The 24,461-nt window shown below is 53.6% G+C and carries 22 protein-coding genes; 21 read left to right on the top strand and 1 reads right to left on the bottom strand.

Annotated features, from left to right (window positions below):
- Positions 1-67: 67 nt before the first annotated feature.
- Positions 68-952 (bottom strand): LysR family transcriptional regulator, encoded by an 885-nt coding sequence (locus tag EA58_RS05155; RefSeq protein WP_036749783.1) that lies wholly within the window; start codon positions 950-952, stop codon positions 68-70.
- A gap of 202 nt (positions 953-1,154) precedes the next feature.
- Between EA58_RS05155 and csrD the strand changes: the two genes are divergently transcribed.
- From csrD to rng, 21 genes are all read left to right on the top strand, one after another.
- Positions 1,155-3,098: an RNase E specificity factor CsrD gene (csrD, locus tag EA58_RS05150; RefSeq protein WP_036749782.1), complete on the top strand. Its 1,944-nt coding sequence runs from the start codon at positions 1,155-1,157 to the stop codon at positions 3,096-3,098.
- A 161-nt stretch (positions 3,099-3,259) separates the two neighbouring features.
- The gene (locus EA58_RS05145; protein ID WP_036749779.1) at positions 3,260-4,714 is read left to right on the top strand and encodes a PilN domain-containing protein; all 1,455 of its coding nucleotides are present in this window, start codon (positions 3,260-3,262) and stop codon (positions 4,712-4,714) included.
- On the top strand, positions 4,711-5,346 hold the full coding sequence (gene gspM, locus EA58_RS05140; protein ID WP_036749778.1) for a type II secretion system protein GspM: 636 nt from the start codon (positions 4,711-4,713) through the stop codon (positions 5,344-5,346). The genes EA58_RS05145 and gspM overlap by 4 nt, the downstream gene beginning before the upstream one ends.
- Entirely contained in the window at positions 5,339-5,671 is a 333-nt protein-coding gene (locus EA58_RS05135) for a hypothetical protein (RefSeq protein WP_036749775.1), read from the top strand. Before gspM ends, EA58_RS05135 begins: the two co-directional genes overlap by 8 nt.
- 11 nt (positions 5,672-5,682) lie before the next feature.
- Entirely contained in the window at positions 5,683-7,347 is a 1,665-nt protein-coding gene (gene mshL, locus EA58_RS05130; protein ID WP_036749773.1) for a pilus (MSHA type) biogenesis protein MshL, read from the top strand.
- A 5-nt stretch (positions 7,348-7,352) separates the two neighbouring features.
- Positions 7,353-8,195 carry an ExeA family protein gene (locus EA58_RS05125; RefSeq protein WP_036749770.1) on the top strand — a complete coding sequence of 281 codons (843 nt, stop codon included), beginning with the start codon at positions 7,353-7,355 and terminating at the stop codon, positions 8,193-8,195.
- A 2-nt stretch (positions 8,196-8,197) separates the two neighbouring features.
- The gene (locus tag EA58_RS05120; RefSeq protein ID WP_036749767.1) at positions 8,198-9,499 is read left to right on the top strand and encodes a tetratricopeptide repeat protein; all 1,302 of its coding nucleotides are present in this window, start codon (positions 8,198-8,200) and stop codon (positions 9,497-9,499) included.
- A gap of 4 nt (positions 9,500-9,503) precedes the next feature.
- Entirely contained in the window at positions 9,504-11,249 is a 1,746-nt protein-coding gene (locus EA58_RS05115; RefSeq protein WP_036749764.1) for a GspE/PulE family protein, read from the top strand.
- Positions 11,249-12,469, top strand: coding sequence for a type II secretion system F family protein (locus EA58_RS05110; protein WP_036749761.1), 1,221 nt, complete (start codon positions 11,249-11,251; stop codon positions 12,467-12,469). Before EA58_RS05115 ends, EA58_RS05110 begins: the two co-directional genes overlap by 1 nt.
- Positions 12,470-12,666: 197 nt before the next feature.
- Positions 12,667-13,272, top strand: a complete 606-nt coding sequence (locus EA58_RS05105) for a prepilin-type N-terminal cleavage/methylation domain-containing protein (protein WP_235199558.1) — start codon at positions 12,667-12,669, stop codon at positions 13,270-13,272.
- A 9-nt stretch (positions 13,273-13,281) separates the two neighbouring features.
- Positions 13,282-13,752, top strand: a complete 471-nt coding sequence (locus EA58_RS05100) for a type II secretion system protein (protein ID WP_036749758.1) — start codon at positions 13,282-13,284, stop codon at positions 13,750-13,752.
- A gap of 98 nt (positions 13,753-13,850) precedes the next feature.
- Positions 13,851-14,357, top strand: a complete 507-nt coding sequence (locus tag EA58_RS05095) for a prepilin-type N-terminal cleavage/methylation domain-containing protein (protein ID WP_036749755.1) — start codon at positions 13,851-13,853, stop codon at positions 14,355-14,357.
- Entirely contained in the window at positions 14,344-14,955 is a 612-nt protein-coding gene (locus EA58_RS05090; RefSeq protein WP_235199557.1) for a type II secretion system protein, read from the top strand. The genes EA58_RS05095 and EA58_RS05090 overlap by 14 nt, the downstream gene beginning before the upstream one ends.
- The gene (locus tag EA58_RS05085; RefSeq protein WP_036749749.1) at positions 14,955-15,701 is read left to right on the top strand and encodes a PilW family protein; all 747 of its coding nucleotides are present in this window, start codon (positions 14,955-14,957) and stop codon (positions 15,699-15,701) included. The genes EA58_RS05090 and EA58_RS05085 overlap by 1 nt, the downstream gene beginning before the upstream one ends.
- Positions 15,691-16,146 (top strand): hypothetical protein, encoded by a 456-nt coding sequence (locus EA58_RS05080; protein ID WP_036749747.1) that lies wholly within the window; start codon positions 15,691-15,693, stop codon positions 16,144-16,146. The genes EA58_RS05085 and EA58_RS05080 overlap by 11 nt, the downstream gene beginning before the upstream one ends.
- 1,216 nt (positions 16,147-17,362) lie before the next feature.
- Positions 17,363-19,690, top strand: a complete 2,328-nt coding sequence (locus EA58_RS05075) for a DUF6701 domain-containing protein (protein WP_152547937.1) — start codon at positions 17,363-17,365, stop codon at positions 19,688-19,690.
- 189 nt (positions 19,691-19,879) lie between these two features.
- Complete coding sequence (mreB, locus tag EA58_RS05070) at positions 19,880-20,923, top strand: rod shape-determining protein MreB (protein ID WP_036749742.1); 1,044 nt, start codon at positions 19,880-19,882, stop codon at positions 20,921-20,923.
- A 40-nt stretch (positions 20,924-20,963) separates the two neighbouring features.
- Positions 20,964-21,827 carry a rod shape-determining protein MreC gene (mreC, locus tag EA58_RS05065; RefSeq protein WP_036749740.1) on the top strand — a complete coding sequence of 288 codons (864 nt, stop codon included), beginning with the start codon at positions 20,964-20,966 and terminating at the stop codon, positions 21,825-21,827.
- Positions 21,820-22,308 carry a rod shape-determining protein MreD gene (mreD, locus tag EA58_RS05060; RefSeq protein WP_036749737.1) on the top strand — a complete coding sequence of 163 codons (489 nt, stop codon included), beginning with the start codon at positions 21,820-21,822 and terminating at the stop codon, positions 22,306-22,308. Before mreC ends, mreD begins: the two co-directional genes overlap by 8 nt.
- A 90-nt stretch (positions 22,309-22,398) precedes the next feature.
- Entirely contained in the window at positions 22,399-22,965 is a 567-nt protein-coding gene (locus EA58_RS05055; protein WP_036749734.1) for a Maf family protein, read from the top strand.
- Positions 22,966-22,984: 19 nt separating this feature from the next.
- Positions 22,985-24,454, top strand: a complete 1,470-nt coding sequence (gene rng / locus EA58_RS05050) for a ribonuclease G (RefSeq protein WP_036749732.1) — start codon at positions 22,985-22,987, stop codon at positions 24,452-24,454.
- The last annotated feature ends 7 nt before the right edge of the window (positions 24,455-24,461 follow it).

Below are 24,461 nucleotides of genomic sequence, written 5' to 3'. Positions count from 1 at the left end.
CATGCTCCGTTTACTTGTCCATGCCATGAATCCGGGCCAGCGGTTGATACGCTGGCCGATTTTTTTCCTATCCTGAAGCACCGGCTTTCTGCTTGATAAAATCAATAAACAGCTTGGTTTTGGTGTGGTTGTAGTTGAGTTTGGGGTAATAGGCGTAAGCCGCATTCAGAGGCTGCTTCAGTTCGGGTAAAACCGGCACCAGCAGGCCATTGCTCAGCTCACGCCTGACGGTATTCTGACCGACTAGAATCAGACCCATGCCAGCCACCGCCGCTGCCACCAGGGCTTCCGGGTTTTGTGTGGTAAAGTTGCCACGCAGTCTCAAGCGGCGGTTGTTTTCAAAAATATGCTCCTGCTCATGACCATGGTTGCCAAACAGCAGACAGTTGTGTTGTGTTAGCTGCTCCGGCGTCTCAATGGCTGGCCGATCTTCCAGGTAACCCGGTGAAGCATAGAAGCCGGCCTGAAAACTGAATAGCCGGGTGGCAATATAGCTGGTGGAATTAAAGTCGGTCAGCTCCCGGCTGATAAACACATCCAGGTTCAGATCCGGCAGTTGCCCCGGTGTCACCGTGTGCAGCTCAACCTGTATATTGGGATAGGTTTGCAGAAATTCATCCAGATAATGCACCAGCACCCGGCTGCCGGTTGCCAGCGGTGCCCCGAGACGCAGCACACCCTGAACCTCGCCGTAGGTTGAGGTGGTTTCTGCCAGGATTTGCTGCCAGTCATCCAGTAAGTGTACGCTGCGGCGATAGAAGACTTTGCCTGCTTCGGTCACGGTCAGGTTGCGGGTCGTCCGCTTGAGTAGCTGGACGCCCAATTGTTTCTCCAGCCAGGACAGTCGCTTGGACAGCGCAGAACTGGATGTATTGAGTGTGCTGGCGGCCTGGGCCAGTGAGCCCTGTTCCACAACGCTGACAAAACTTTTCGTGCAGGTGATCCAGTCCATGTTTCTCCAATAAGATGGGGTGAGCGAGCCTGTAACCTCAGGGTAACAAATCAGCAAAGTGTCGTACCGGACACTGACGTTCTGGGCTGCCAGTGGTATTTTCCTGTGGAAACAGTCGCTTTAAAATGTTTACCGACTTGTGTGAGTTGACCACAGCGCCTGTCGGTTTTGAAATGTTTTTTTGAATAAAGTTGGACACTGAATGAGAAAAGCCTCAGGGATGAAGCTGACCAATCGATTGGTCGCTTTCGTGACCCTTATTGTCATCTGCGCCATGTTTGTCATTTTTATCGGTGGTGCGATCAGCTTCCGTAAGCTGGGGCAGGACTATCTGCACCATTATCTGGCTGGTGTCGTTGAGGTGATCGATCTGGAAATGCTTGAGCCTCAGGGCTCCCAGTCACTGAACCGATGGTTGCCTAAATTACTCAAGGCCAGTCATGTCGTCTCACTGGATGTCAGTCATGAGGCGGGTTCTGTGTATCAGTTTCAGGGTCAGCAGAAAATTGACGATCCGAATATTCTCTATCATACCCAGTACCCGCTGACCCATAACCCCGGTTATGTCGTCCGGATCCAGTCGATCCCACCCTATACCGAGCTGACGTATTCGCTGGGGGCGATGTCGTCGATCAGTCTGGCGATCATGATCATCATTGCCGGGCTGGTCTGGGGCGTGAACTGGCTGAAACGTCAGTTGCATGGCTCTGAACTGCTGGAAGAGCGGGGGCGGATGCTACTGGCCGGCAAGCTGGATGACTTCGCCAAAGGGTCGGATCGAGAGTGGCCCGATACCGCCAGTCTGGCCCTGGATAAGCTGATCTCCGAGCTGAAGGATGCCCGTCAGGAACGCAGTCGTTTTGATACTTTTATCCGTACCCATACTTTTCTGGATCAACTGACCGGTTCAGCGAACCGGGTGCTCTTTGACAGCCGTCTGCAGTCGGTGGTTCAGGATCAGGACAACCACGGCGCGGTAATTCTGGTCCGCATTTCGGAGTGGGAAGAACTGCTGTTGTCCAAAGGAAAAATTGTCGCGGACGAGCTGATCCAGGAGGTCGGCATGGTGCTGTCGAATATGATCCAGCGCTACCCCGATAGCGTGCTGTCCCGCTATTTCGAGGCGGAGTTTGCCATCATGTTGCTGCAACAGCCCAGCAAGGAAGTGAACCTGTTTGTGAACCAGCTGCTGAAAGCACTGGAACGGCTGACCCCCACTGCGCCTTTGCATCGTGAGAACTGGTGCCATATTGGAATGACCTATTTTGCCAGTGGTGAGCGTCGGGGGCGGATCATGGATGAAGCGGATATGGCGCTGCGCAGCGCTCAGCTGCAGGGTGCCAACAGTTGGTCTGTGTTCCAGAAAGATCCTCAGGGGGAAGATACCCGGGGCAGTGTGCGCTGGCGAACCTTGCTCGATGGCGTGTTCAGTCAGGGTGGCCCGCAACTTTATCAGCAACCCGCTTATATGGCGGAAGGGAAAACCTTGTTACATCGGGAATTACTTGCCCGGATCCGGGATGAAAATGGTCTGGTACTCAAAGCATCCCGGTTTTTACCTGCGGTAGAACAGGTTGGCTTTCATGTCCGGATGGACAAACAGGTGGTGAGTCAGGCACTTGAACTGCTGAAAAACGGGCCGACTCTGGATAACTTTGCCGTGAATGTCAGTGTTGAGTCGCTGCTGGACAAAACCTTTGTCCGCTGGTTCCGGGATGAGCTGCTTCAGACTCCCCGGCCCGTGCTGAAACGGTTGAGTATTGAAGTGCCGGAGCGGAACCTGTCGCGTCATATTGATGCTGTCCGAACCTTCCTGAAAATGCTGACTGGCCTGGGATGCAGTCTGGGTGTCGATCAAGCCGGGAGAACCATTGTCAGTACGCATTACATCAAAGATGTGAATGTCAGCTATATCAAACTGCACCGTAGTCTGATCCGGGAAATTGATCAGCGGCAGGAGAATCAGTTATTTGTCAGAAGTATGCTGGGTGCCTGTGCGAATACCGGTGTATCTGTGATCGCGGTTGGTGTGGAAAACGCCAGAGAGTGGTATGTCTTACAGCAACTGGGGATTCATGCGGGTCAGGGGCGTTTTTTTGAACCCGAGCGAGATTTTTCACAAATTGGGATGAAAAAGAGAAGGTGAGATTGTGTTGGTTAAAAAAATACCATCTTGGAGTGATTATTCTATACATACCTGATTGCGAACAGTATCATCGGTCAAATAATTGACATAATCAGGTCAATATCTGGCCTGGAAGGCTGCTGAGCCGACCAGAGAAAGATGACGGAAAACGGGTTGATAACATGCTGATCAAAAAGTTTCTGAAGCGGAAAACTGTCAGTAAGGTTGCCAGTTTTGCTGTTTTTGAAAATAAACTGACACTTGTCAGCCAATCTGAGCATGGCTCCGACTGGATTCACGACAGCCGGGAGCTTGGCTCACGGGACCATTGGGTCCAGGCGCTGGACAGTCTGATTGTTCAGCATCAGCTCGCGGGCAGCCGCATCCGTTTTGTCCTCGGACATGGCCTGTACCAGAGTCTGACAATTGATAAACCCGCCTTACCGCGTCAGGAACTGGCCAGTGCGCTGCCTTTTCTGGTGAAGGATCTGGTGTCGGAGCCACCGGCCAATCTGGTCGCAGACGGTTACGACGAACCCCTGAAAAACCGCCTGCAAGTTTTTGTGACGGAACGGAAACAGATACAGCGACTGGTTCTGGCCAGCCTGGCTCTGGGGTGTGAGCCGGAACTCATCACTGCCGATGAAGTGGTGCTGGGTGAGTTGACGGATGCAAACCAGAGTCAGTTGGTACTTCATGGCCGGCTGCAGTCCGGACTGCAGTTGACTGCATTCAAACAGCAGATCATGTGTTTCCAGCGTCAGTTGCGAGGTTTCCGCCAGCCGCTGATGGGGGACGAAACCTCATCGCTGCAAATGGACGGACTGGCGTTGGAATTGCAGCGTTCTCTTGATTTTCTCAGTGCTCAGTTGCGCGATATGCCCATTGCTCAGGTGCTGGTCAGTTGTGACAGCGAGGATGATACGTTACTCGCTGACGCGCTCAGGCAACGGCTCAGTGTGCCTGTTGTGGCGGTCAGCAAGGCGCCGTCCGGTCTGGCCGACTATGACGCCCGGGTCGCCTGGGCTGCACTGGCACATCAGCCGCTTCTCAACCTGTACCATGACAGCCTCAAGCCGCAATCCCGCTGGCTGACACTGCCGAATCTGGCTGCCAGTTGGGCGATTGGCGGTGTGTTGCTGGCCTCTTTTGCGGGTTGGCAAAGCTGGCAGGAATACCGCGTCAGTGCGCAGCTGGCGCAGGAGCAAGCCCGGCTCAGCCAGAAGCAAACGGAGCTGGAGACCGCCAAAGCGGCGTTGGCCCGTCACCTGCCCAGTGAACTGAAAGTGAAACTGAGTGGTGATCTGGCGCAGCGGCTGGCGGCAAAACAGGCCACGCTGAAAGCCATCGCCATGCATGACAAAAGTCTGCAAGCCGGTTTTGCCTCGCTGCTTCGGCAACTGGCACAAGCAGCAAGTCCGGATATTTCCGTGAACCGCATCCACCTGCAAGGGGACAAGCTGGATCTGGAAGGCGTTGCCCGAACCCCAAACGCTGTGCCCAACTGGCTTCAGGGGTTTTCCCATTACCCGCAACTGACAAACCGGGGGTTTGAGGTGATGTCGCTGGGCAGAAATGAACAGAACATCGTGACCTTCAAGCTACATGCACAACGCCGCGATGAGGAGCAGCCATGAGCATCTGGCCCATACTGGTGGAGCGTTTTGACCAGCTCAGTCGCAGAGAGCAATGGCTGGTGGCGCTGACAGGCTGGGTTGTCCTGCTGTTGGGTGGGTATCAGCTGTTGATTGAGCCGGTTCAGCAAGCCAGAGTCTCGACTGAGCTGCAATATCATGCGACGCAGGCTGAATTCATTCGGCGTGATGGGGAACTGCATCAGATTCAGCGACAGCTCAACACGAACCCGGACAAGGCATTGGATGCGCAGATTGTCCGGCTGGAAGCGAGCAATGCCCGGATGGACAAAACGCTGAGCGATCGGGTGGCCAGTCTGGTGACCCCAGCCCAGATGGCCACATTGATGGATCAGGTCCTGCAGCATTCGCAGCGGCTCAAACTGGTTTCACTGGAATCTCAGCCGACGGCCCAGCTGGTGCATGGTGAGGATGCCGGTTATTACATTCATCCGGTTCGTCTGACACTGCGCGGTCGGTATTTTGACCTGGTGAATTATTTACAGCAACTGGAAGCGTTACCGGTGAAATATTACTGGCGGAGCCTGGAGTATCGTGTCGACATCTACCCGTGGTCTGATATAACACTAGATGTATATACCTTGGGTGAAAGTAAGGATTTCATTGGTGGTTAGGGTTAGAAACGTTTGTCTCGCAGTGTGTCTGGCAGGGCTCAGTTTGCTGGTTCGGGCCGAAAGCGACCCGACGGCACCGCTGGGATGGCAGGCACCGGCAACACAGAAAAAAACGGCGCAGCGCCGGCTGCCTGAACTGCAGGGGATTGTCTGCCCGCAGCAGGAAACATGCAGTGTGATTCTGGATAACCGGGTGGTGCAGCCCGGTGAACAAATCAGCGGTTATACCCTGAAATCCGTTCAGGATGATGCCGTTATTCTTCAGCGGGGTGGCCGGCAATGGCGACTGGCGCTGTTTCACGAACAGATCAAAATACACGAATAAAGTGAGCTGACATGCGCTTATTGTTTATCGGGATCATGACCTCTTTGCTGACGGCTTGCTCTGCCAATATGGGGCATCACAGGCCCGTTGAAGTCAAGGAAGCTTTGAATCAGGCGGCCAATGAGGCACAAAGCCGTCCGCTGACAGATTTGCCTTCTGCGGTCAGTGCCGATCTCATGCCCAGCCTGAGCCGGCAGGGATATGGTCGCAGTGGCGCTTATGAGAGACGCTTTCGTGTGAATGCCCGTGGCGTCGAAGCCCGGGCATTTTTCTCCAGTCTGGTACACGGCACCGTGTTCAACATGGTGATCCACCCCAATGTCAGTGGGCGGATTACCTTATCCTTGCAGGATGTGACGCTGGATGAGGTGCTGGATGTCGTCTCAGATATGTATGGATACAACGTCCAGCGCAAGGGCAATATCATTCAGGTCTTTCCGGCGACCCTGCGCACGGAAGTGATCCCGGTGGATTATCTGCAGCTTCAGCGTCGCGGTATTTCTTTGACTTCCCTGACTACAGGCTCGATCAGTGATCCCAAGAATGACGGTAGCTACCAGTCATATGATCATCGCCGCACCCGCACTGAGGGGGAAGATGATTACAATCGGAATGGCAGTAGCGAACGCTCTTCTTATTCAACCGGCGGAACCCGGATTGAAACCCGTTCTGAAAGCGATTTCTGGAACCAACTGCAACGGGCGGTGCAGGCGATGATAGGCCCCGGTCAAGGGCGGAGCATTGTGGTGTCACCGCAGGCCAGCCTGCTGACCGTCAAAGCTTTTCCGAATGAACTGCGTGAGGTGCGCGAGTTTCTCGGAGTCTCGAAAAAACGTCTTCAGCGTCAGGTGGTGCTTGAAGCCAAGATCATGGAAGTGACCCTGAGTGACAGCTATCAGCAGGGGATTAACTGGCGCAATATCACCAAGACGATTGGCGGCACCGGCATTATTTTTGACCGAACCGGCCCGTCAGCCCTGCCGGGGGGCAATGAGATTGCCAATCTGCTGGACGGGCAGACCAATATTACGATCAGCGACGGGAATTTTTCTGCGGTTCTGAGTTTCCTGGAGACGCAAGGCGACCTCAACGTGCTGTCCAGCCCCCGGGTCACTGCGGCAAACAACCAGAAAGCGGTGATTAAAGTGGGGGGCGACCAGTATTTTGTGACTGAAGTGGATGGCGGCGAAGCGATCACCGATGGTGGTGTTGCCTCGCCGAATGTTGTGCTGACGCCTTTCTTTTCCGGTATTTCTCTCGATGTTACCCCTCAGATTGACGATGATGGCGGCGTATTGCTGCATGTTCACCCCACTGTTGTTGAGGTGACTGAAGAAATCAAAGATATCGCACTGGGCGAGACTTTTGGCACTTACAGCCTGCCGCTGGCCAAAAGCTCGGTCCGTGAATCGGACTCGGTGATCCATGCCAGCAGTGGCGATGTGGTGGTGATTGGCGGCCTGATGAAATCGGCCCTGAAAGATCAGGAAACCAAAGTCCCGTTCCTGGGAGATATTCCGGGGCTGGGTTATCTGTTCCGCAATATCAATCAGGTACAGACCAAAACCGAGCTGGTGATCCTGTTGAAGCCCACCGTCGTGGGCGAGCAGACCTGGCAGCAGGAAATTGAACGCTCACGGTCACTGGTCGACAAGTGGTTTCCGGATGAGGGATAAGACCAATGTATCTGGATCACTTTGGTTTCAAACAACTGCCTTTTCGCCTGACGCCGGACACGGAACTGTTCTACGCGCTGCCGCCACATCTGGAAGCGATTCAGATGACATTGTCTGCACTGGCGATGGGGGAGGGCTTTATTCAGATTGCCGGTGAAGTTGGCACGGGGAAAACACTGGTGTGTCGAATGCTGGTCCGGCAACTGCTAGCACAGTATGAACTGGCGTATCTGCCCACGCCGGCCATGAGTGGCCGGGAGCTGCGCGCGGCCTTGGCAAAAGAGCTTGGGCTTGAGCCAGAAGAGGATCACCTGACCCTGACGGAATCCATCCACCGGACACTGATTGAGCGCAAACGTGCCGGGCGTTCTGTGGTGGTGTTGCTGGACGAAGCCCAGGCATTACCCGATGACGCACTGGAAGCCTTGCGTTTGCTGGGGAACCTGGAAACTGAGCAGGAAAAACTGCTGCAGATTGTCTTATTAGGTCAGCCTGAACTGGATGCCCGGCTGGCAACCCCGCAGCTGCGCCAGTTTCACCAGCGGATCACTTTTCGAGCGGTCTTGCGTCCGTTGGATCTGGCTGAGACGGTTTCTTATATCGATCACCGGCTTGGGAAAGCGGGTGCAGAATCGGGTCTGATCCCACTGGCGAGACAGAAAGAGATCTGGCAGGCCAGTGGCGGGATCCCGCGTTTGATCAATCAACTCTGCCATAAGGCATTCATCATGGCCTGCAGCGCCGGACGGGGGGCTGTGAATAAAGCCGATATTCGCGCCGCTATCGAAGATACCCGGGCCGCCCGGCAGCCGCGCTGGCATTTTCCGGTTTTATGGGGGTGGAACTGAGCATGAGCCAGGTGAACCAGATGCTCAACAGTTTGAGCCAGAACGGCGCGTCTCAGGGCGCGTCTGAATTGAAAGCTGCCCGGATAAAACCGTTGCCGAAATCTCAGTGGCCGGTCTGGCTGATCTCGGGACTGATGATTGCCGGGATGGCTGGTGCGACGGGCTGGTGGTTCGGCCAGCGGGACCGGGAACCGGCCCCAGTCATCCTCGGTTCGACCGAGGTGATATCCATTCCGGACGCACAGGCGTCTCCTGAAGCATTCCCGAAACCCGTTGAGGTGGCTCAGGTGGCAGCCGCAAGTCCACAAGACTTAGTTGAACCTGAATCTGAACCTGAACCTGTACATAAGTCTACGGCTGAACGGGCCCATCATTCTGGGCAGCAGGCGGTGAAACCGCAGTCTTCATCGGCTACGGTCGTCGACGTTGAGCGTCAGCCGAACAAAGCCACCGCTGCAGTGGACAACCCGCGGCGGGTACCGTCGGAGTCTGCCGGAACGACACACAGGGCGCTGCCGGCACAGGCTCTGACGCAAGCGTCGGTGCGTCAATCGGTTCCTGTTGCTCCGGCATCGGTTCCCTCTGCACCTGTCACATCTGCGCCTGTCACATCTGCATCTGTCATTCAGGCATCAGCGCAACCTGAAGTCGTGACAGCCGTTGACGCTGAACCCGAGGCCGAAGGGCACACGGAAGCCGAATTGTTGATTGAACGCGTGGCCCTGCCACCAGAGCAACTGGCTCAGGTCGATTACGACAAAGCCATGAAAGCGCTGGGGGAAGGGGACAGCCCGAAAGCGCTGGAATATCTCAAGTCTGCTTTGGAGTATCAGCCCGATTGGGTGGAAGCCCGCCAGCAATTGTCGGCCTTGTATTATGGCCGGGGAGATGTACGTCGTGCGATGCTGACGCTGCAGCAGGGATTGGCGAAACAGCCGGCGCAACAGACACTGCGCCTGACGCTGGCAAAATTGCTGGCCAGCGAATCCCAGCCGGAAGTGGCACTGGATGTTTTGAGCGAGCTGCCCCAGCAGCCCGACAGTGAGTTCCTTGCCCTGCGTGGCGCGCTGGCACAGCAACTGAAGAATCAGCCGCTGGCACTGAGCAGTTATCAGCAACTGATAGAAACCGAACCTTTTGATGGCCGCTGGTGGCTGGGGCTGGGGATCGCACTGGATCGTAACCAGCAAACAGCCGACGCCGTGGCTGCTTACCGCAAAGCGCTGAAGCTGGGGCAGGTTTCCGGCGCATCTCAGCAATTTATCCGTCAGCGCCTCAGTACGCTGAAGGCACAGGAGGGCTGAGCACATGCAACTTCGATTACGCAAACGTCTGGGCGATCTGCTGGTTGAAGAAGGGATCGTCAAGCAGGAACAGCTGGATCGGGCGCTGGATCAGCAGCAAAGCACCGGGCGTAAGCTCGGAGATACCCTGATCAGTATGGGCTTTCTGAGTGAGCAACAGCTACTGGCGTTTCTGTCCCGCCAATTGGATATCCCCCTGATTGATTTGAACCGGGTCGCGGTCGACAGTGAAGCCGTCGGCTTGTTGTCTGAAGTTCATGCCCGGCGACTGCGGGCGCTGGTGATCAGCCATAAAGGCGACACGGTGCGGGTGGCGATGAGTGATCCGGCGGATCTGGCCGCGCAGGAAGTGGTGCTGAATCAGCTCTATCAGTATCGGGTGGAACTGGTGATTGCGCCGGAACGGCAACTGATTGGGGCGTTTGACCGCTATTATCGCCGCACCAAAGAAATTGTGACTTTTGCCGAGCAGCTGCATGCGGAGCATCAGGACGATCGGGATTTCAGCTTTACGGTCGACAATTTTGACAACGAAGAAGTCACGGTCGTCAAACTGATTAATTCGCTGTTTGAAGATGCGATTCAGGTGGGTGCGTCGGATATCCATATCGAACCTGATGCCAGTGTGCTGCGGATCCGTCAGCGGATCGATGGTGTGCTCCACGAAACCTTGATCAACGAATCGGCGATTGTCTCGGCACTGGTTCTGCGCTTGAAGCTGATGAGCGGACTGGATATTTCAGAAAAACGTCTGCCGCAGGATGGGCGCTTCAATGTGACGGTGCGCGGACACTCGGTGGATGTGCGTGTCTCGACCATGCCGGTGCAGTATGGCGAGTCGGTGGTGATGCGTTTGCTTGATCAGTCGGCCGGGATCCTCAGCCTGGATGAGATTGGGATGCCGCCCGAGATCTTGTCCCGGTTTCGCCGTCAGCTCAAACGTCCCCATGGAATGATTCTGGTGACCGGGCCTACCGGTTCCGGAAAAACCACCACCTTATATGGTGCGCTCAGCGAGCTGAACAAACCGGGTAAAAAACTGATCACAGCGGAAGATCCGGTGGAATACCGCCTGCCACGGGTGAATCAGGTGCAAGTGAATCCAAAAATTGGCCTGACGTTTTCTTCGATCCTGCGGACGTTTCTGCGTCAGGATCCGGACATCATTCTGGTGGGGGAAATGCGGGATCAGGAAACCGTAGAAATTGGTCTGCGATCTGCCCTGACCGGCCATCTGGTGCTGTCGACCCTGCACACCAACGATGCAGTGGACAGTGCTTTACGGATGATCGACATGCAAGCGCCGGGCTATCTGGTGGCCAGTGCTGTACGAGCGGTGTTGGCGCAGCGGCTGGTTCGTCGTGTCTGTCAGGATTGTGCAGAAGAGACTGAACCCGATGCGGCGCAACGGCAGTGGCTCAAAGCCCGATTTCCGGAGTCTGCCGATCAGCCATTCCGGCAAGGCCGGGGCTGCCAGAGCTGCAACCTGACGGGGTATAAAGGCCGTATCGGGGTGTTCGAATTGCTGGAAATGACCCCGGCAATGATGGATGCCCTGCGGGCCAGTGATACGGTGACATTTGCCCATCTGGCACGGGATTCTGAAGGGTATCAACCTTTGATCGTGTCAGCGATGGCGCTGGCTCGGAATGGCCGAACCAGCCTGGAAGAAGTGCTGATGCTGAGTGAAGGGGATTATCTGGCCCCAGAATTTGAGGCCTTGCTGGCTTCTGCCGTGGAGCATCACTGATGCCAATATTTGATTATCGGGGGCGGAGCAGCCAGGGGCAGTTGCAAAAGGGACAGCTGGAAGCCGCGACTGAAGAGGCAGCAGCAGAGCAGCTCATGCGACAGGGGATCATTCCGCTGGAGATTCGCCGGGGTCGCAGTCAGGGCAATCTGAATCTTGGTGAGTTGTTTCAGCGATCGGTGCCGCAGGAAGTTCTGGTCATTCTGTGCCGTCAGTTATACAGCCTGACCAAGGCGGGTGTGCCTTTACTGCGGGCCATGAAAGGACTGGAACAAAGTACCAGTCATCCTCTATTACGCACAACGCTGGATGCGGTGACGGTCGAGCTGACCAATGGCCGGTCGCTGTCACAGGCGATGAAGCTGCACCCGAAAGTATTTTCTGAACTGTTTGTTTCCATGATCCACGTGGGGGAAAACACGGGCCGGCTGGAAGATGCTTTGTTGCAGCTGGCTCGATATTACGAGCAGGAACTGGAAACCCAGCGTCGGATCAAGTCAGCCATGCGTTATCCGACCTTTGTGCTCTCAGCAATTGTATTGGCGATGATCGTGCTCAATACCAAAGTGATCCCGCAGTTTGCCGGCATGTTCAGCCGTTTTGGTGTCGAGCTGCCATTTCCGACCCGACTTCTGATTGGCTCGTCTGATTTTCTGATGGATTACTGGCCCCTGCTGCTGGGAATGACGGTGATGAGCTGGATCGCTCTGAAAGCCTGGCGGCAGACTGCAGAAGGTAAGGAAACATGGGATCGCTGGCGGCTGAAAGTCCCTGTGGTGGGTGATATTGTCAACCGGGCTCAGTTGTCCCGTTTTTCCCGGACTTTTGCGCTGATGATCCGGGCCGGGGTGCCTCTCAATCAGGCACTTCAGTTATCTGCTGAAGCTTTGGAAAACCGGTATCTGGAAAATCGGCTGCTCGAGATGAAAAGTGGTATTGAGGGCGGTACCAGTATCACGCAAACCGCAAGGCAAAGCGGTATTTTCACCCCGCTGGTGTTGCAGATGATTGCTGTTGGTGAGGAAACCGGGCAGGTCGATGAGCTGCTGCATGAAGTGTCGGACTTTTATGACCGGGAAGTGGATTATGATCTGAAAACCTTAACGGCCAGAATTGAGCCTTTTTTATTAGCCGTTGTCGCCGGCATGGTACTGATTCTGGCACTCGGTATTTTCCTGCCGATGTGGAACTTGCTGGATTTAACTCGGGGCGGACTTTAAACAAGTTTGCCGTCTTCACGTCAGGCTGAATGCTCAGTCATCACTTTTTTGTCATGATTGGTGAGGGGAATAAAGACTAAGCACAAGGAAACCTTATAGAAATTTTTATTCTCCCCGTTATTTTTATTGGTATTTTTTTAGGATAGTGAGAAAATGCTGATGTTTATTTTGACGCCAACTCGTCATGTTTTTGGCTCATGATGCTGAAGTTTTCGAACAGGCAAACCGGTTTAACATTGATTGAGCTGGTCATCGTGATTGTGGTGGTCAGTCTTCTCTCGATGGTCGCCATTCCACGTTATCTCGATATCGCGGATGAAGCCAAAATTGCGGCACTACAGGGTGTCGCCGGGAGCTTTTCTGCGGCAGTGATTTCTGCCCGGGCGCAATGGGAAGCCGATGGAAAACCCAGCCAGCAGCGACTGAACTGGGTCAATTATGACGGCACGCGATTTAGCCTGACCACGTCGAAATCTGGTCACCGGGAAGGTTATCCTTTTGCGTTAGTGACACTGAGCCGTCGTCCGTTGAGTGCATTATCGGATCAGGATTGTCTGGATTTAATCGACAATCTTTTACAAAGCCCGCCACCTGCCACCCCGGATGAAAACGAGGCAGCGTCTGGGCAATACCAGTATTTCGTCAGAGCGGAGGTAGTCAGCGGTCACCAGCTTTGTCGTTATTACCAGCTGGCTTCAGCCAGTGACTTTGGGACCGGCATGAAATCAATCACCGCCGGCCATTCTTTTATTTACACGCCGGCGTTGGGTCGGGTTGATATGAAGATAGAACACAATAATTAGGAGTCAGTTATGAAACGTCAAGGTGGTTTTACCCTGATTGAACTGGTGGTGGTGATCGTGATTCTCGGTATTCTGGCGGTCACAGCAGCCCCTCGTTTTCTGAATCTGCAGGATGATGCGCGAAACTCGGCGTTGCAGGGCCTGAAAGGTGCGATGGATGGTGCGGCCGGAATTGTTTACGGTAAAGCTGCGATTCGTGGGAATGAAGCGTCCGCTTCAGAAGTTGCAGTTGATGGCGTACAAACTATTTTTGGTTACCCGACAGCGGCCGCTAATGGGATTGGTGCTGCGTTTGAGTCGGGTGACTGGGCTGTTGCACCAACGAGTGTGACAGGTGGTTCGGCGTTACCGGCGGGTCAGATTGGCTACACCTTCAGTGACCGCACCGCAGCGGGCTGTTACGTCAGGTACACACAAGCAACATCGGGTGCAATCGCGACAACACTCGTGGTGGATGGCGACGGTTGTACACTGGACTAAGTACTTCTGGTTAATGAGTATTAGCCAAAGGCGTTGAGATTGAGGGGTGGACTCCTGCCCCTTTTTTTCCTTTATCACAGGGCATCTCGGGTGACAGCATGGCTTGCCATTACCGCGCTGGCCGGCAACGCGGCTTTACGTTGATTGAGCTGATTCTGGTGATCATACTGCTGGGTGTCCTCAGTATGACCGCCGCCTCACGCCTGATTGGCCGCAGTAGTTTTGATGCCTATCTTGCCCGCGATCAGGCTGTCAGCCTGGCTCGCCAGATCCAGCTCAGAGCCATGAGCAATCAGACACCTCAGGGGACACTGGATCCCTGCCTGTCACTGAGGGTGCAATCTAACCATTTTGGCCCTGCAACCTGTGCGGCCACCACCTATTCTGGCCGTGCGCTGATAACCTCTGCAGATGGGGTGACGATCGGCGGAACCATTCAGGGCGACATACAGTTTGATCTGCTGGGGCGGCCTTATCAGCTAGACAGCCATGGCAGCAAGACCTTGCTCTGCGTGACTGGCTGCCAAATCACCTTCATTTCCCGCAATACGCAGTCTGCGTCGCTTTGTATCAACCGCGAGGGCTATATCCATGCCTGTTCGTAAGATGGCCCGAATCCCACGCGGTTTTACGCTGATTGAAGGCATTCTGGCGATTGTGATCATGGCAATTGCCATGGTCATGCTGGTCAGCTTTTTATTCCCTCAGGCCGAACAGTCGGCGGTTCCTCACTATCAGGCGCGGGCTGCCGCTGTTGGGCAGGCCGCCATGAATGAAATCCTGGCCCGAAAATTTGATGAGCAATCAGACCCCTTTAATGACAGCGTGATCCGTTGCGGAGAAACCGGCTATCCCTGTTCTTCACCGGTGTCTCTGGGGGGCGATAGCGGCGAAGTGAACAGCGGTTTGCTCAACGTCGGTATGGCCGATGATGTGGATGATTTTATTGGTTGCTGGGGGACTGCCGCCCAGTGTACCGGGAGCAGTCAGCCTCGACGAGGTAAGTTGCAGGATTTGATCCGGGGTTCTGCTGCGCAAGAGAGCGACTACCGCAATCTCTGGCTGGAGGTCAGTGTGGCTTATGAAGGGGATGCGTTTGACGGTGCATCAACGTCGGTCACGGCACAGAAACGCATTCGTGTGCTGGTGAAAACCAGCCGTTACGGAGACTATCTGTTCACGGCGTTCAGGAGTAACTACTGATGCGTTTGAATCGTGGTTTCACCCTGATAGAGCTGATCATGGCGATGGTGGTGCTGGCATTTATTTCGCTGGGCATCGGCACTTATCTCCAACTGGGCGCGCAGGGTTATACCGAGACCATTCACCGGGAGCGGCTTCAGTCGGAAGCCCGTTTCGTGATCGAGCGGCTGACGCGGGAAATCCGTCATGCGGCACCGAACAGCGTGAGTTTCAACAGTGGTTGCCTGTCGTTTTACCCGGTGTATCTGACAGCGACTTATCGCAATGCTCCCACCGGCAATGAGCCTTTGACCGTGCTGGTGCCGCCAGACGAACAGCAGATCGCTTTATGGGATCAGGCACTGGAAAACGACCGGGTTGCGGTTGGCTTTGTCAGTGCGGGAGATTATCAGGCCGATGATGCTGACAGTATGGTGATTACAAAAGTCAGCAAACGACCCACCATGTCCGATCTATCGGCCACACTCCAGCTTTCACAATGGCTGGGGGATCGCTCGCCCGGACAACGGCTGTATCTGTTTTCCCGTCGAGTGGCGTTTTGTCAGCATGGTGAGCGGCTGATTCGCCAGATCAATCAGGAAGCGGGTGAGGTGCTGACCGATAAGCTGAATCGCTTTGATGTGGCCGTTTCTGGCAGCGGTTTGAACAGCAACGGACTGATTCATTTTGACATGACATTGACGGATCCGGTCAGCCGGGAGTCTTCGGACTACAGCCAGAGCGTGCAGGTGATCAATGTCTTATAGCCGCGTGACATCTTTCAGACGGCAACAGGGCAGTGCCCTGGTGGTTGCGATTTTTGTCATTGTGGTCATGGCTGCGCTGGCGGCGGCCATGTTGCGGGTCAGTGGTTCCAGTCAGGACATGACGACCCGGGAAGTGCTATCGACCCGTGCCTGGCTGACGGCGCATTCGGCGAATGAAGTCATGATGAGCCAGCTCTTTCCACTGACGGGTACTTCTGTGGAACCACCGTTGACGATTTGCCAGCGCCTTGACCCGGAAAGCGGGACTGCAAAGGAATTTTCCCCTTCAGATTTTCACGGCTGCCATGCAACGACAACTTGCAAAAGTGCTTCTGTTGGGGCTGCCAACACTTACCTGCTGGTCAGTACGGCCAGTTGTGGCAGCGGCCCGCATAGCGTGACCCGGATTCAGGAACTTTGGGCAAAGGATTTGGTGAATGAGTAAGTATTGGCGACTTCTTTATTGTCTGTGTGTCTTACAAAGCTTCTTGACTGCAGGTGGGGTTGTTGCCGCTGAATGCAGCAAAATGAACAGCAATAAGGATTTATATATTGAGTTTGAGATTGATTCTGCAACGTTAAATGAATCTGTGATTGCTGTGCAATCGTCAGGTAATGGCAAGAATAAATTATCCAAGATGATTTGGACGAATAATCAGTCAAATAGCCATGCCACGATCATTGAGAGAGAAATGCAAGTTGGAGAACATTATTTTGTTCGGCTTGTATATGATCGAACAGATAAGAAAAGTGGTTATCTGAGTTATTATTTGAAATTTTCTGATTCTGATACATGGGAATTACAACAAGTAAAATTTCTTAATTTAAATTCAATTAAATCTGCAAGTTTTACTATTGATGGTGCGGAAGTCTTACCTGAATGTCATTTGGAATCACCACCACCACCATTAATTCCTAATGTTTGTGATTATTTCCCAGGGCCAGCACAGAGCTGGAGTGGCAATAGAAATAATTATTTCTCAATGAATTTAAGAAATACTCTTGTGAATCGGTCTAAGCCTGATGATCATTCTGTCGGCTTTTCTAATAATATTGTTGAAACTGAGTTTATTGGTTTTCCAAAAAACACCTTTGTTCAGGGGGATTGTAATCAGGAGCCTTGTCAGTTAGATGGTCCAATGGCGAATCAGTTGAATTTATCATGGGTCGGTGATAGAGCAAGGGTTGAGAGTGATATTGTTGTCAATGATAATGTTACAGCTATTCCTAATACATTTTATAAATCGACTTTTGGCGGATTATTCGCTGGATTAACCATTGGAGAGTTTGGACATCTTACAATGCCTGAAGGAGAATATTGGGTCGATAATATGAATGTTCGAGGTGTTTTGTCCATTGAAGGAACCGTTGTATTACATGTCAAAGGGCGCTTAGATGTTGCTGGAAGTATTAATACGTCCAATGAAAGTGATAATTTGACCATACTTTCCTACGGCTGGGAAAAAAGTTGCCCATTTCCTAGCTCTACCGGAGAACCGCCAGCCAATTTACCCAGTATCGTTCCACCACAAGTGGCTTCACCGATAGCAGTAAATTTGAATATTCAGGGTAGTTTGAACGGTCGTATTTATTCTCAAGGGTCAGTTGCATTATCGGGAAGTGTCACGCTCCAAGGTGCGGTGACAGCTTGCCAGTTAGAAATGAGTGAGTTTGCTCAGATCGTCGGAAACAGCCAGTGTTTTAATCCACCCGAGGATAGCTACCAGCTCACAGTCAATCCGAGTCAGGCGTTGAGCCTGCTGTGCGATCGTCAACCCGTGGAATTTCAGGTGCTGGATAAAACCGGTGCACTGGCCACAAATTTTCAAGGTGACCTCGATGTCACGACAAATCTGACCCGACATGGTGATGCGACATGGTATACACAAGCCAGTGAGGGGACAGGAAAAGATGCCAGCCAGAGCCAGCGTTTTGCTGTGGTGAATGGAATCGCCCGGCTCTGGCTGAAAAGTGACGTGATTGAAACCATTCAGGTCAGCGGGCAACTGGTGGGGCATGGCAACCCGGCGGTCGATGGTCAGTACAGTTTTGTGCCGTTTAACCTTCAGATCAGCGATCAGGCACTGAAGCTGGTGGCCGGGAAGCCTGAGTCTGTTACGGTGTCGGCCATGAGCTGCGATGCCAGCCAGACGACACCGGAAGTCGCGAAAGATTACAGCGGAGATCGTGTCCTCCAAATGAGCACCGCTTACACCCTGCCGGATGGCGGGACGAAGACGATCGAATTGCAAGACAAGACTGGGGACTGGCAGGCTTCCAGCGTGATCCTGACCTTTACAGAGGGCCGGGCGAGCAGCGCCCTGCGCTATCTGGATGCCGGGCAGACACAGCTGAAATTAGTGGATCCGAATTGCACCAAAGCGGGAGGATGCAGTCTCGGGGGTGACGGACAACCGCTGGATGATCTGGCATTCGGTGACTGGACGCAACTGGAAGGAACCCAGACCGTCTGGTCTCGCCCTTATACATTTGCGCTGTGTCAGATTCAGTCTCAAAGCCACCTTGATTTCACAGGCACATCAAACTCCGGGGCGGGGTTTGCTGCGGCTGGGGAAAACTTTTCGGCCACATTTAAACCTGTGATCTGGACCGATGAATTGGTCGCCCCGGTACAGGACTTATCTCATGATGGTCGCCATGATGCTGAAACAACCACGCATGCTGATAGTCGCTGGTGTGCTGTACAGACCACCCCAAATTACTATTCGGTCACAGGGCTGACTGCGCCCATTCAATTGTCGATACCCGCGAAGCCAGCAACACCCACTGGTGATGGCGCGGTCGGCGGGCAATTGCGCGGTACAATGAACAGCGACTTTCAAACACAGGTTCAGGCCGAGCAGGGGTTGAGGATTACAGACCTGAACTGGAGCGAGGTCGGAAGTTTGTGGTTGCAGGCAGACGCCGACTATCTGGGTATGACTCTGGTTCAGGGCGTAGGAGAAATCGGGCGTTTTTACCCAGATCACTTTGCGATCACGGCCAGTGAAGTGCAAGATGCGTATGGTGTCTTTACTTATATGGATCAACCGTTTTCACTCAGTGCGACCGTTGAAGCGCAAAATGCCCGAAATGCACCCACGTTGAACTATGGCGATTTCAAAAGCGATTACAAGGAATCATTGGTGCTTCGGGCCATTGACTCAGATGCCACTGGCGTGGTTGCCAATGAGCTGAGTACGCGGCTGTCTGAACAAAGCCGGTATCAGCACTGGGAACAGGCGAGGCAGGATATCCGTCAGGATAGTCTCAGCTTTTTGCGTTTGCTGAGTCAGGAGCTGCCGAAAGTCACCTCGCCAGATGGGCCGTACCGAGTGCAGTTTGGACTGACCGTGGCTGACCGGGCTGATTGTGCCTTTCGCGGATGTACCGATTTCGATCTGAAAACTTTGGCAGTGCGGAATCAGGAAGGGGCAACGCCTGAAGGGGCCGCGCCGCTGAGTGGAGATATTCATGCCCGCTATGGCCGGATGCGGCTGGCAGACAGTGTGGGCCGGGAAGGTGAAAACATCAATATTCCGGTGACGCTGGAATATTGGGATAACGTGCAGTTTGTCACGAATGAAGATGATGCATTTTCACACGTTGACGGGCAGCACGCTTTCCGGCAGGGCATCACGAATACAGAGAGTCCGGCAATCACGGTATCGGGTGGAGAAAAGACGGTTGTTAGTGGGCACTCACAATCTGGTGATCTTTATGCCACTGGTACCGCTGTACGGGAGCAAGTCCGCTTCTGGCAAAAACTGGTGTCAGAGATCCCAGCGCCGATTGCCGGCGAAAATGAAATCAAAGATTCTGCTGCTGGCACACATGTTGGGGCTGTGCCTCAGCGCTGGCTGCTGTACGATTGGCGCGGCCTGGGGGATGAAAACCCGTCAGCCGTCGTGACTTTCGGACTTTATCGTGGCAATGATCGCATCATTTACCGCGGTGAGATGAATATTAATCAGGCCCTGAATGAATAGGGAAGTGTGGGCTTACATCGTTTCTAACCGCAGTTCGCTGCCGGAAAAGCAAACACTGAAGGCTGACAACTCCTAAAAATGAGGATCTGTGGCAGGTTTGACAAAGCTTATCTTGTCTCGCTACCGACCCCTTGATACATTTAGGCGCAATTTTTACGAATTTTGAGCTTGCAGGATTAGCCGAAAACTATGTTTAAAAAACTTCGTGGCATGTTTTCTAATGACCTGTCTATTGACCTGGGTACTGCCAATACCCTGATTTATGTCAAAGGACAGGGGATCGTTCTCGATGAACCATCTGTGGTCGCCATTCGCCAGGATCGTGCTGGCGCAACCAAAAGTGTCGCGGCCGTTGGCCACGAAGCCAAACAAATGCTGGGTCGTACGCCGGGCAATATTGCGGCAATTCGTCCAATGAAAGACGGCGTGATCGCCGACTTTTACGTCACAGAAAAGATGCTTCAGCACTTTATCAAGCAAGTTCACGACAATAGTGTGCTGCGTCCGAGTCCACGTGTGCTGGTTGCGGTGCCTTGTGGCTCAACACAGGTGGAACGCCGTGCAATTCGTGAATCTGCGCAGGGTGCTGGTGCCCGTGAAGTTTACCTGATCGACGAGCCAATGGCGGCCGCGATCGGTGCGGGTCTGCCGGTTTCTGAAGCGACAGGTTCGATGGTGATCGATATCGGTGGCGGTACGACGGAAGTTGCCGTGATCTCCCTGAACGGTGTGGTTTACTCCTCTTCGGTTCGAATCGGTGGTGACCGTTTTGATGAAGCGATTATCAACTATGTTCGCCGTAACTACGGCAGCCTGATTGGTGAAGCAACGGCTGAACGTATCAAGCACGAAATCGGTTCTGCATATCCGGGCGATGAAGTTCGTGAAATCGAAGTTCGCGGTCGTAACCTGGCTGAAGGTGTGCCACGCAGCTTCACCCTGAACTCCAATGAAATTCTGGAAGCACTGCAAGAGCCGCTGACCGGTATCGTTTCTGCGGTCATGGTCGCGCTGGAACAGTGTCCACCAGAGCTGGCTTCTGATATCTCTGAGCGTGGGATGGTACTGACCGGTGGTGGTGCGCTGCTGCGTGATCTGGACCGTCTGCTGACCGAAGAAACCGGGATTCCTGTGGTTGTTGCAGAAGACCCGCTGACCTGTGTTGCCCGTGGTGGTGGTAAAGCGCTGGAAATGATCGATATGCATGGTGGCGATCTATTCAGCGAAGACTAATGTCTACTTCGGCAAATATCCCGACAGGTCATAGTGTTACATGAAACCTATCTTTGGCAGAGGCCCTTCTCTGCAATTGCGCCTGTTTCTTGCCATGTTACTGTCGGTCGGCTTAATGCTGGCCGACAGCCGTCTTGATGCTTTCGCTCAGGTTCGTTATGTCCTGAACTCGGCGGTTGCGCCGCTGCAATACGCTGCAAATCTCCCTCGCGAAATTCTGGATGGGCTTTCCAGTCAGCTGAGCTCTCATCAGCGTTTACTGGCAGAAAACAAAGCGCTTAAGCGTGATTTACTGGTGCTGCAAAGCGATGTGCTGTTGCTGGACCAGTTGCAACAGGAAAACCAGCGACTCCGTGAACTGCTGGGTTCCCCTTTCGTGCGTGATGAACGCAAGATGGTCGCCGAAGTGATGGCGGTTGATTCCGATCCTTACAGTCATCAGGTGATGATCGATAAAGGCCATGTCGATGGCGTTTATGAAGGTCAGCCTGTGATTAACGACAAAGGGATTGTCGGTCAGGTTTCTTATGTCGGTGCGCATAACAGCCGTGTTCTGTTGCTGATTGACCCGACGCATGCGATTCCTGTGCAGGTCGTCCGCAATGACATTCGGGTAATTGCTTCTGGCAGTGGCGAACAGGAACTGATTCAACTGGAACATGTGCCAAGCAGTACCGATATCAAAGTCGGCGATCTTCTGGTGACTTCGGGTTTGGGTGGCCGATACCCTGAAGGCTATCCGGTCGCACGGGTTACTGAATTCTCGTTTGATAACAAACGACCTTTTGCGCAAATTAAAGCGATGCCGACCGTGCAGTTTGACCGATTGCGCTATCTGCTGCTGGTCTGGCCGACCGACAGAGAAAGGCAGGTCATTACAACAGGAGAATCGGTCGATGGTTGATACTCGCGCCAATGGCATTCTGCTGATCTGGCTGTCGTTTGTGGTTGCTTTGATTTTGCAGGCCGCCCCGTGGCCTGGTCAGTTTGAGGCCTTCCGGCCATCCTGGGTGATGCTGGTGGCATTTTACTGGGTGCTGGCTCTGCCGCATCGGGTGAATGTGGGCACGGCATTGGTTCTGGGCCTGGTCTGGGATCTGCTGCTTGGCTCAACGCTGGGGATCCGCGGCCTGATGATGTCTGTGTTGTGCTACATTGTCGCCCTGAATTTCCAGGTGATGCGTAACCTGTCATTATGGCAGCAAGCGATGATTGTTGCCTTGTTATCTCTGGCGGGAAAACTGGTCGAGTTCTGGGCGGAATATCTGGTGGTCGAGATTGATTTCGACCCCAACCGACTCTGGGCAGTGCTACTCAATTTCCTGCTCTGGCCCTGGCTGTTCCTGTTTTTGCGTCGTATTCGCCGCAAGTTTTCAATTCGTTAGGGGGGCTTTCGCCCCCTTTTTGACAGAGCCGTTTGATGCTGACTTGAACGTAGCCGTCATGGCTCTGTCGTATTTCAAGGTAGAATCAAGATGACACAACTTTATCTGGCTTCCGGCTCGCCGCGTCGTAAAGAATTACTGACTCAACTCGGCTATTCCTTCGATATTTTGACGCTGGATGTGGCAGAGTGCCATCAGCCAGGCGAAACACCGGCTGAATACGTACAACGCCTGTCACTGGATAAAGCAATGGCCGGGGTCTGTGCCACAGATGGAAACACCCCGGTGGTCGGGTCAGACACGATCGTGGTTGTTGATGAGCAGATTCTTGAAAAACCGCGGGATTTTGCGCACAGCCACGAGATGCTCATGCTATTATCCGGACGAAGCCATCAGGTCATGACAGCGGTGACTGTCGCGACGCAGGCTCGCCAGATGACCAAACTTGTGGTGACTGAGGTCTGGTTCCGGCCACTGACTGAGCAGGATATCCGGGATTACTGGCAAAGCGGTGAGCCCCGGGACAAAGCCGGCAGTTATGCCATTCAGGGGATTGGCGGGAAATTTATCCCCCGTATCGAAGGAAGCTACCATGCTGTAGTTGGCCTGCCGTTGGTGGAAACTGATGCGCTGATCCGCGATTTTATAGCCCACTAAAATAAAGACAGAGGCATCCATGAGTACCGAGCTGCTGATCAATGTGACCCCCAGTGAAACCCGTGTGGCCATGATCGAAGGAGGAAACCTCCAGGAAATCCATATTGAGCGTGAATCGAAGCGTGGCATTGTCGGCAATATTTACAAAGGGAAAGTGAGCCGTGTTCTGCCTGGGATGCAGGCCGCTTTTGTCGATATCGGTCTGGATAAAGCCGCGTTTTTACATGCGTCTGATATCGTGCCCCATACGGAGTGCGTCGCGGAAAACGAGAAACAGCAGTTTCAGGTCCGGGATATTTCTGAGCTGGTTCGTCAGGGGCAGGATCTGGTGGTGCAGGTGGTGAAAGATCCGCTGGGAACCAAAGGTGCCCGGCTGACCACAGATGTTACCCTGCCGTCCCGCTATCTGGTGTTTATGCCGGGGGCCAGCCATGTTGGTGTTTCGCAGCGCATTGAAAGTGAAGCGGAGCGTGAGCGGCTTAAATCCTTGGTGATGCCGCACTGCGATGAGCTGGGTGGATTTATCATCCGAACTGCAGCAGAGGGCGCGACAACGGAAGAAGTGGCGCAGGATGCAGCCTTCCTGAAGCATTTGTGGCGAAAAGTGCTGGAACGTCGCAGAAAGTATAAAAGCAAATCGATGCTGTATGGCGAACTGGGTCTGGCCCAGCGCATACTGCGGGACTTTGTTGGGACGGAACTGGACTCTATTTTTGTCGATTCCCGCCTCGCTTTTGAAAATTTAAGGGAATTTACCGACGAGTTCGTGCCTGAAATCAGCAATAAGCTGGTGCGTTACACCGGTGAGCAGCCGATTTTCGATTTGTACGATACCGAGAGTGAAATCCAGCGGGCACTGGATCGCAAGGTTGAACTGAAATCGGGCGGGTATCTGATCATTGATCAGACGGAAGCCATGACCACGATCGATATTAATACCGGGGCTTTTGTGGGTCGCCGTAATCTGGAAGAAACGATCTTCAATACCAATATCGAAGCGACCAAGGCCATTGCCCGTCAGCTGCGATTACGGAATCTGGGCGGTATTATTATTATCGATTTTATTGATATGGCCTCAGAAGAGCATCGGCGCCGGGTGCTGACCGCCCTGGAGCAGGCGCTGTCTTACGACAGAGTGAAAACCAATATTAATGGCTTCACACAACTGGGGTTGGTGGAGATGACCCGGAAACGCACCCGGGAAAGTATTGAACATGTGCTGTGTGGGACTTGTCCAACCTGTGAAGGTCGCGGCACGGTGAAAACGGTCGACAGTGTCTGTTATGAGATCTTGCGTGAGATCACCCGGGTGAACCGGGCGTATGATGCCGATCGTTTTGTTGCCTATGTTTCCCCCGCTGTGGCTGAAACCCTGGCGGGCGAGGAATATCATGCCCTGGCCGAACTGGAAGTTTTCATCGGCAAGCAGGTCGAAGTGAAAATTGAACCTTTATACAACCAAGAACAATTTGACGTTGTCATGATGTAACCCCTGA

It is taken from the genome of Photobacterium galatheae (genome assembly GCF_000695255.1).
Lineage (GTDB): Bacteria > Pseudomonadota > Gammaproteobacteria > Enterobacterales > Vibrionaceae > Photobacterium > Photobacterium galatheae.
The sequence above is the reverse complement of the archived record's forward strand: the minus strand, read 5'-3'. Positions and strand labels throughout refer to the sequence as shown.

What these genes read in the sequence shown, in the direction of transcription:
- rng (WP_036749732.1), top strand. Translation starts at nt 22,985, where the DNA reads ATGAGTACCGAGCTGCTGATCAATGTGACCCCCAGTGAAACCCGTGTG.
- EA58_RS05055 (WP_036749734.1), top strand. Translation starts at nt 22,399, where the DNA reads ATGACACAACTTTATCTGGCTTCCGGCTCGCCGCGTCGTAAAGAATTA.
- EA58_RS05085 (WP_036749749.1), top strand. Translation starts at nt 14,955, where the DNA reads ATGCGTTTGAATCGTGGTTTCACCCTGATAGAGCTGATCATGGCGATG.
- EA58_RS05155 (WP_036749783.1), bottom strand. Translation starts at nt 952, where the DNA reads ATGGACTGGATCACCTGCACGAAAAGTTTTGTCAGCGTTGTGGAACAG.
- mreB (WP_036749742.1), top strand. Translation starts at nt 19,880, where the DNA reads ATGTTTAAAAAACTTCGTGGCATGTTTTCTAATGACCTGTCTATTGAC.
- EA58_RS05125 (WP_036749770.1), top strand. Translation starts at nt 7,353, where the DNA reads ATGTATCTGGATCACTTTGGTTTCAAACAACTGCCTTTTCGCCTGACG.
- EA58_RS05075 (WP_152547937.1), top strand. Translation starts at nt 17,363, where the DNA reads ATGAGTGAGTTTGCTCAGATCGTCGGAAACAGCCAGTGTTTTAATCCA.
- EA58_RS05100 (WP_036749758.1), top strand. Translation starts at nt 13,282, where the DNA reads ATGAAACGTCAAGGTGGTTTTACCCTGATTGAACTGGTGGTGGTGATC.
- EA58_RS05120 (WP_036749767.1), top strand. Translation starts at nt 8,198, where the DNA reads ATGAGCCAGGTGAACCAGATGCTCAACAGTTTGAGCCAGAACGGCGCG.
- EA58_RS05105 (WP_235199558.1), top strand. Translation starts at nt 12,667, where the DNA reads ATGATGCTGAAGTTTTCGAACAGGCAAACCGGTTTAACATTGATTGAG.
- mreC (WP_036749740.1), top strand. Translation starts at nt 20,964, where the DNA reads ATGAAACCTATCTTTGGCAGAGGCCCTTCTCTGCAATTGCGCCTGTTT.
- gspM (WP_036749778.1), top strand. Translation starts at nt 4,711, where the DNA reads ATGAGCATCTGGCCCATACTGGTGGAGCGTTTTGACCAGCTCAGTCGC.
- EA58_RS05115 (WP_036749764.1), top strand. Translation starts at nt 9,504, where the DNA reads ATGCAACTTCGATTACGCAAACGTCTGGGCGATCTGCTGGTTGAAGAA.
- EA58_RS05090 (WP_235199557.1), top strand. Translation starts at nt 14,344, where the DNA reads ATGCCTGTTCGTAAGATGGCCCGAATCCCACGCGGTTTTACGCTGATT.
- EA58_RS05145 (WP_036749779.1), top strand. Translation starts at nt 3,260, where the DNA reads ATGCTGATCAAAAAGTTTCTGAAGCGGAAAACTGTCAGTAAGGTTGCC.
- csrD (WP_036749782.1), top strand. Translation starts at nt 1,155, where the DNA reads ATGAGAAAAGCCTCAGGGATGAAGCTGACCAATCGATTGGTCGCTTTC.
- mreD (WP_036749737.1), top strand. Translation starts at nt 21,820, where the DNA reads ATGGTTGATACTCGCGCCAATGGCATTCTGCTGATCTGGCTGTCGTTT.
- EA58_RS05110 (WP_036749761.1), top strand. Translation starts at nt 11,249, where the DNA reads ATGCCAATATTTGATTATCGGGGGCGGAGCAGCCAGGGGCAGTTGCAA.
- EA58_RS05095 (WP_036749755.1), top strand. Translation starts at nt 13,851, where the DNA reads ATGGCTTGCCATTACCGCGCTGGCCGGCAACGCGGCTTTACGTTGATT.
- mshL (WP_036749773.1), top strand. Translation starts at nt 5,683, where the DNA reads ATGCGCTTATTGTTTATCGGGATCATGACCTCTTTGCTGACGGCTTGC.
- EA58_RS05080 (WP_036749747.1), top strand. Translation starts at nt 15,691, where the DNA reads ATGTCTTATAGCCGCGTGACATCTTTCAGACGGCAACAGGGCAGTGCC.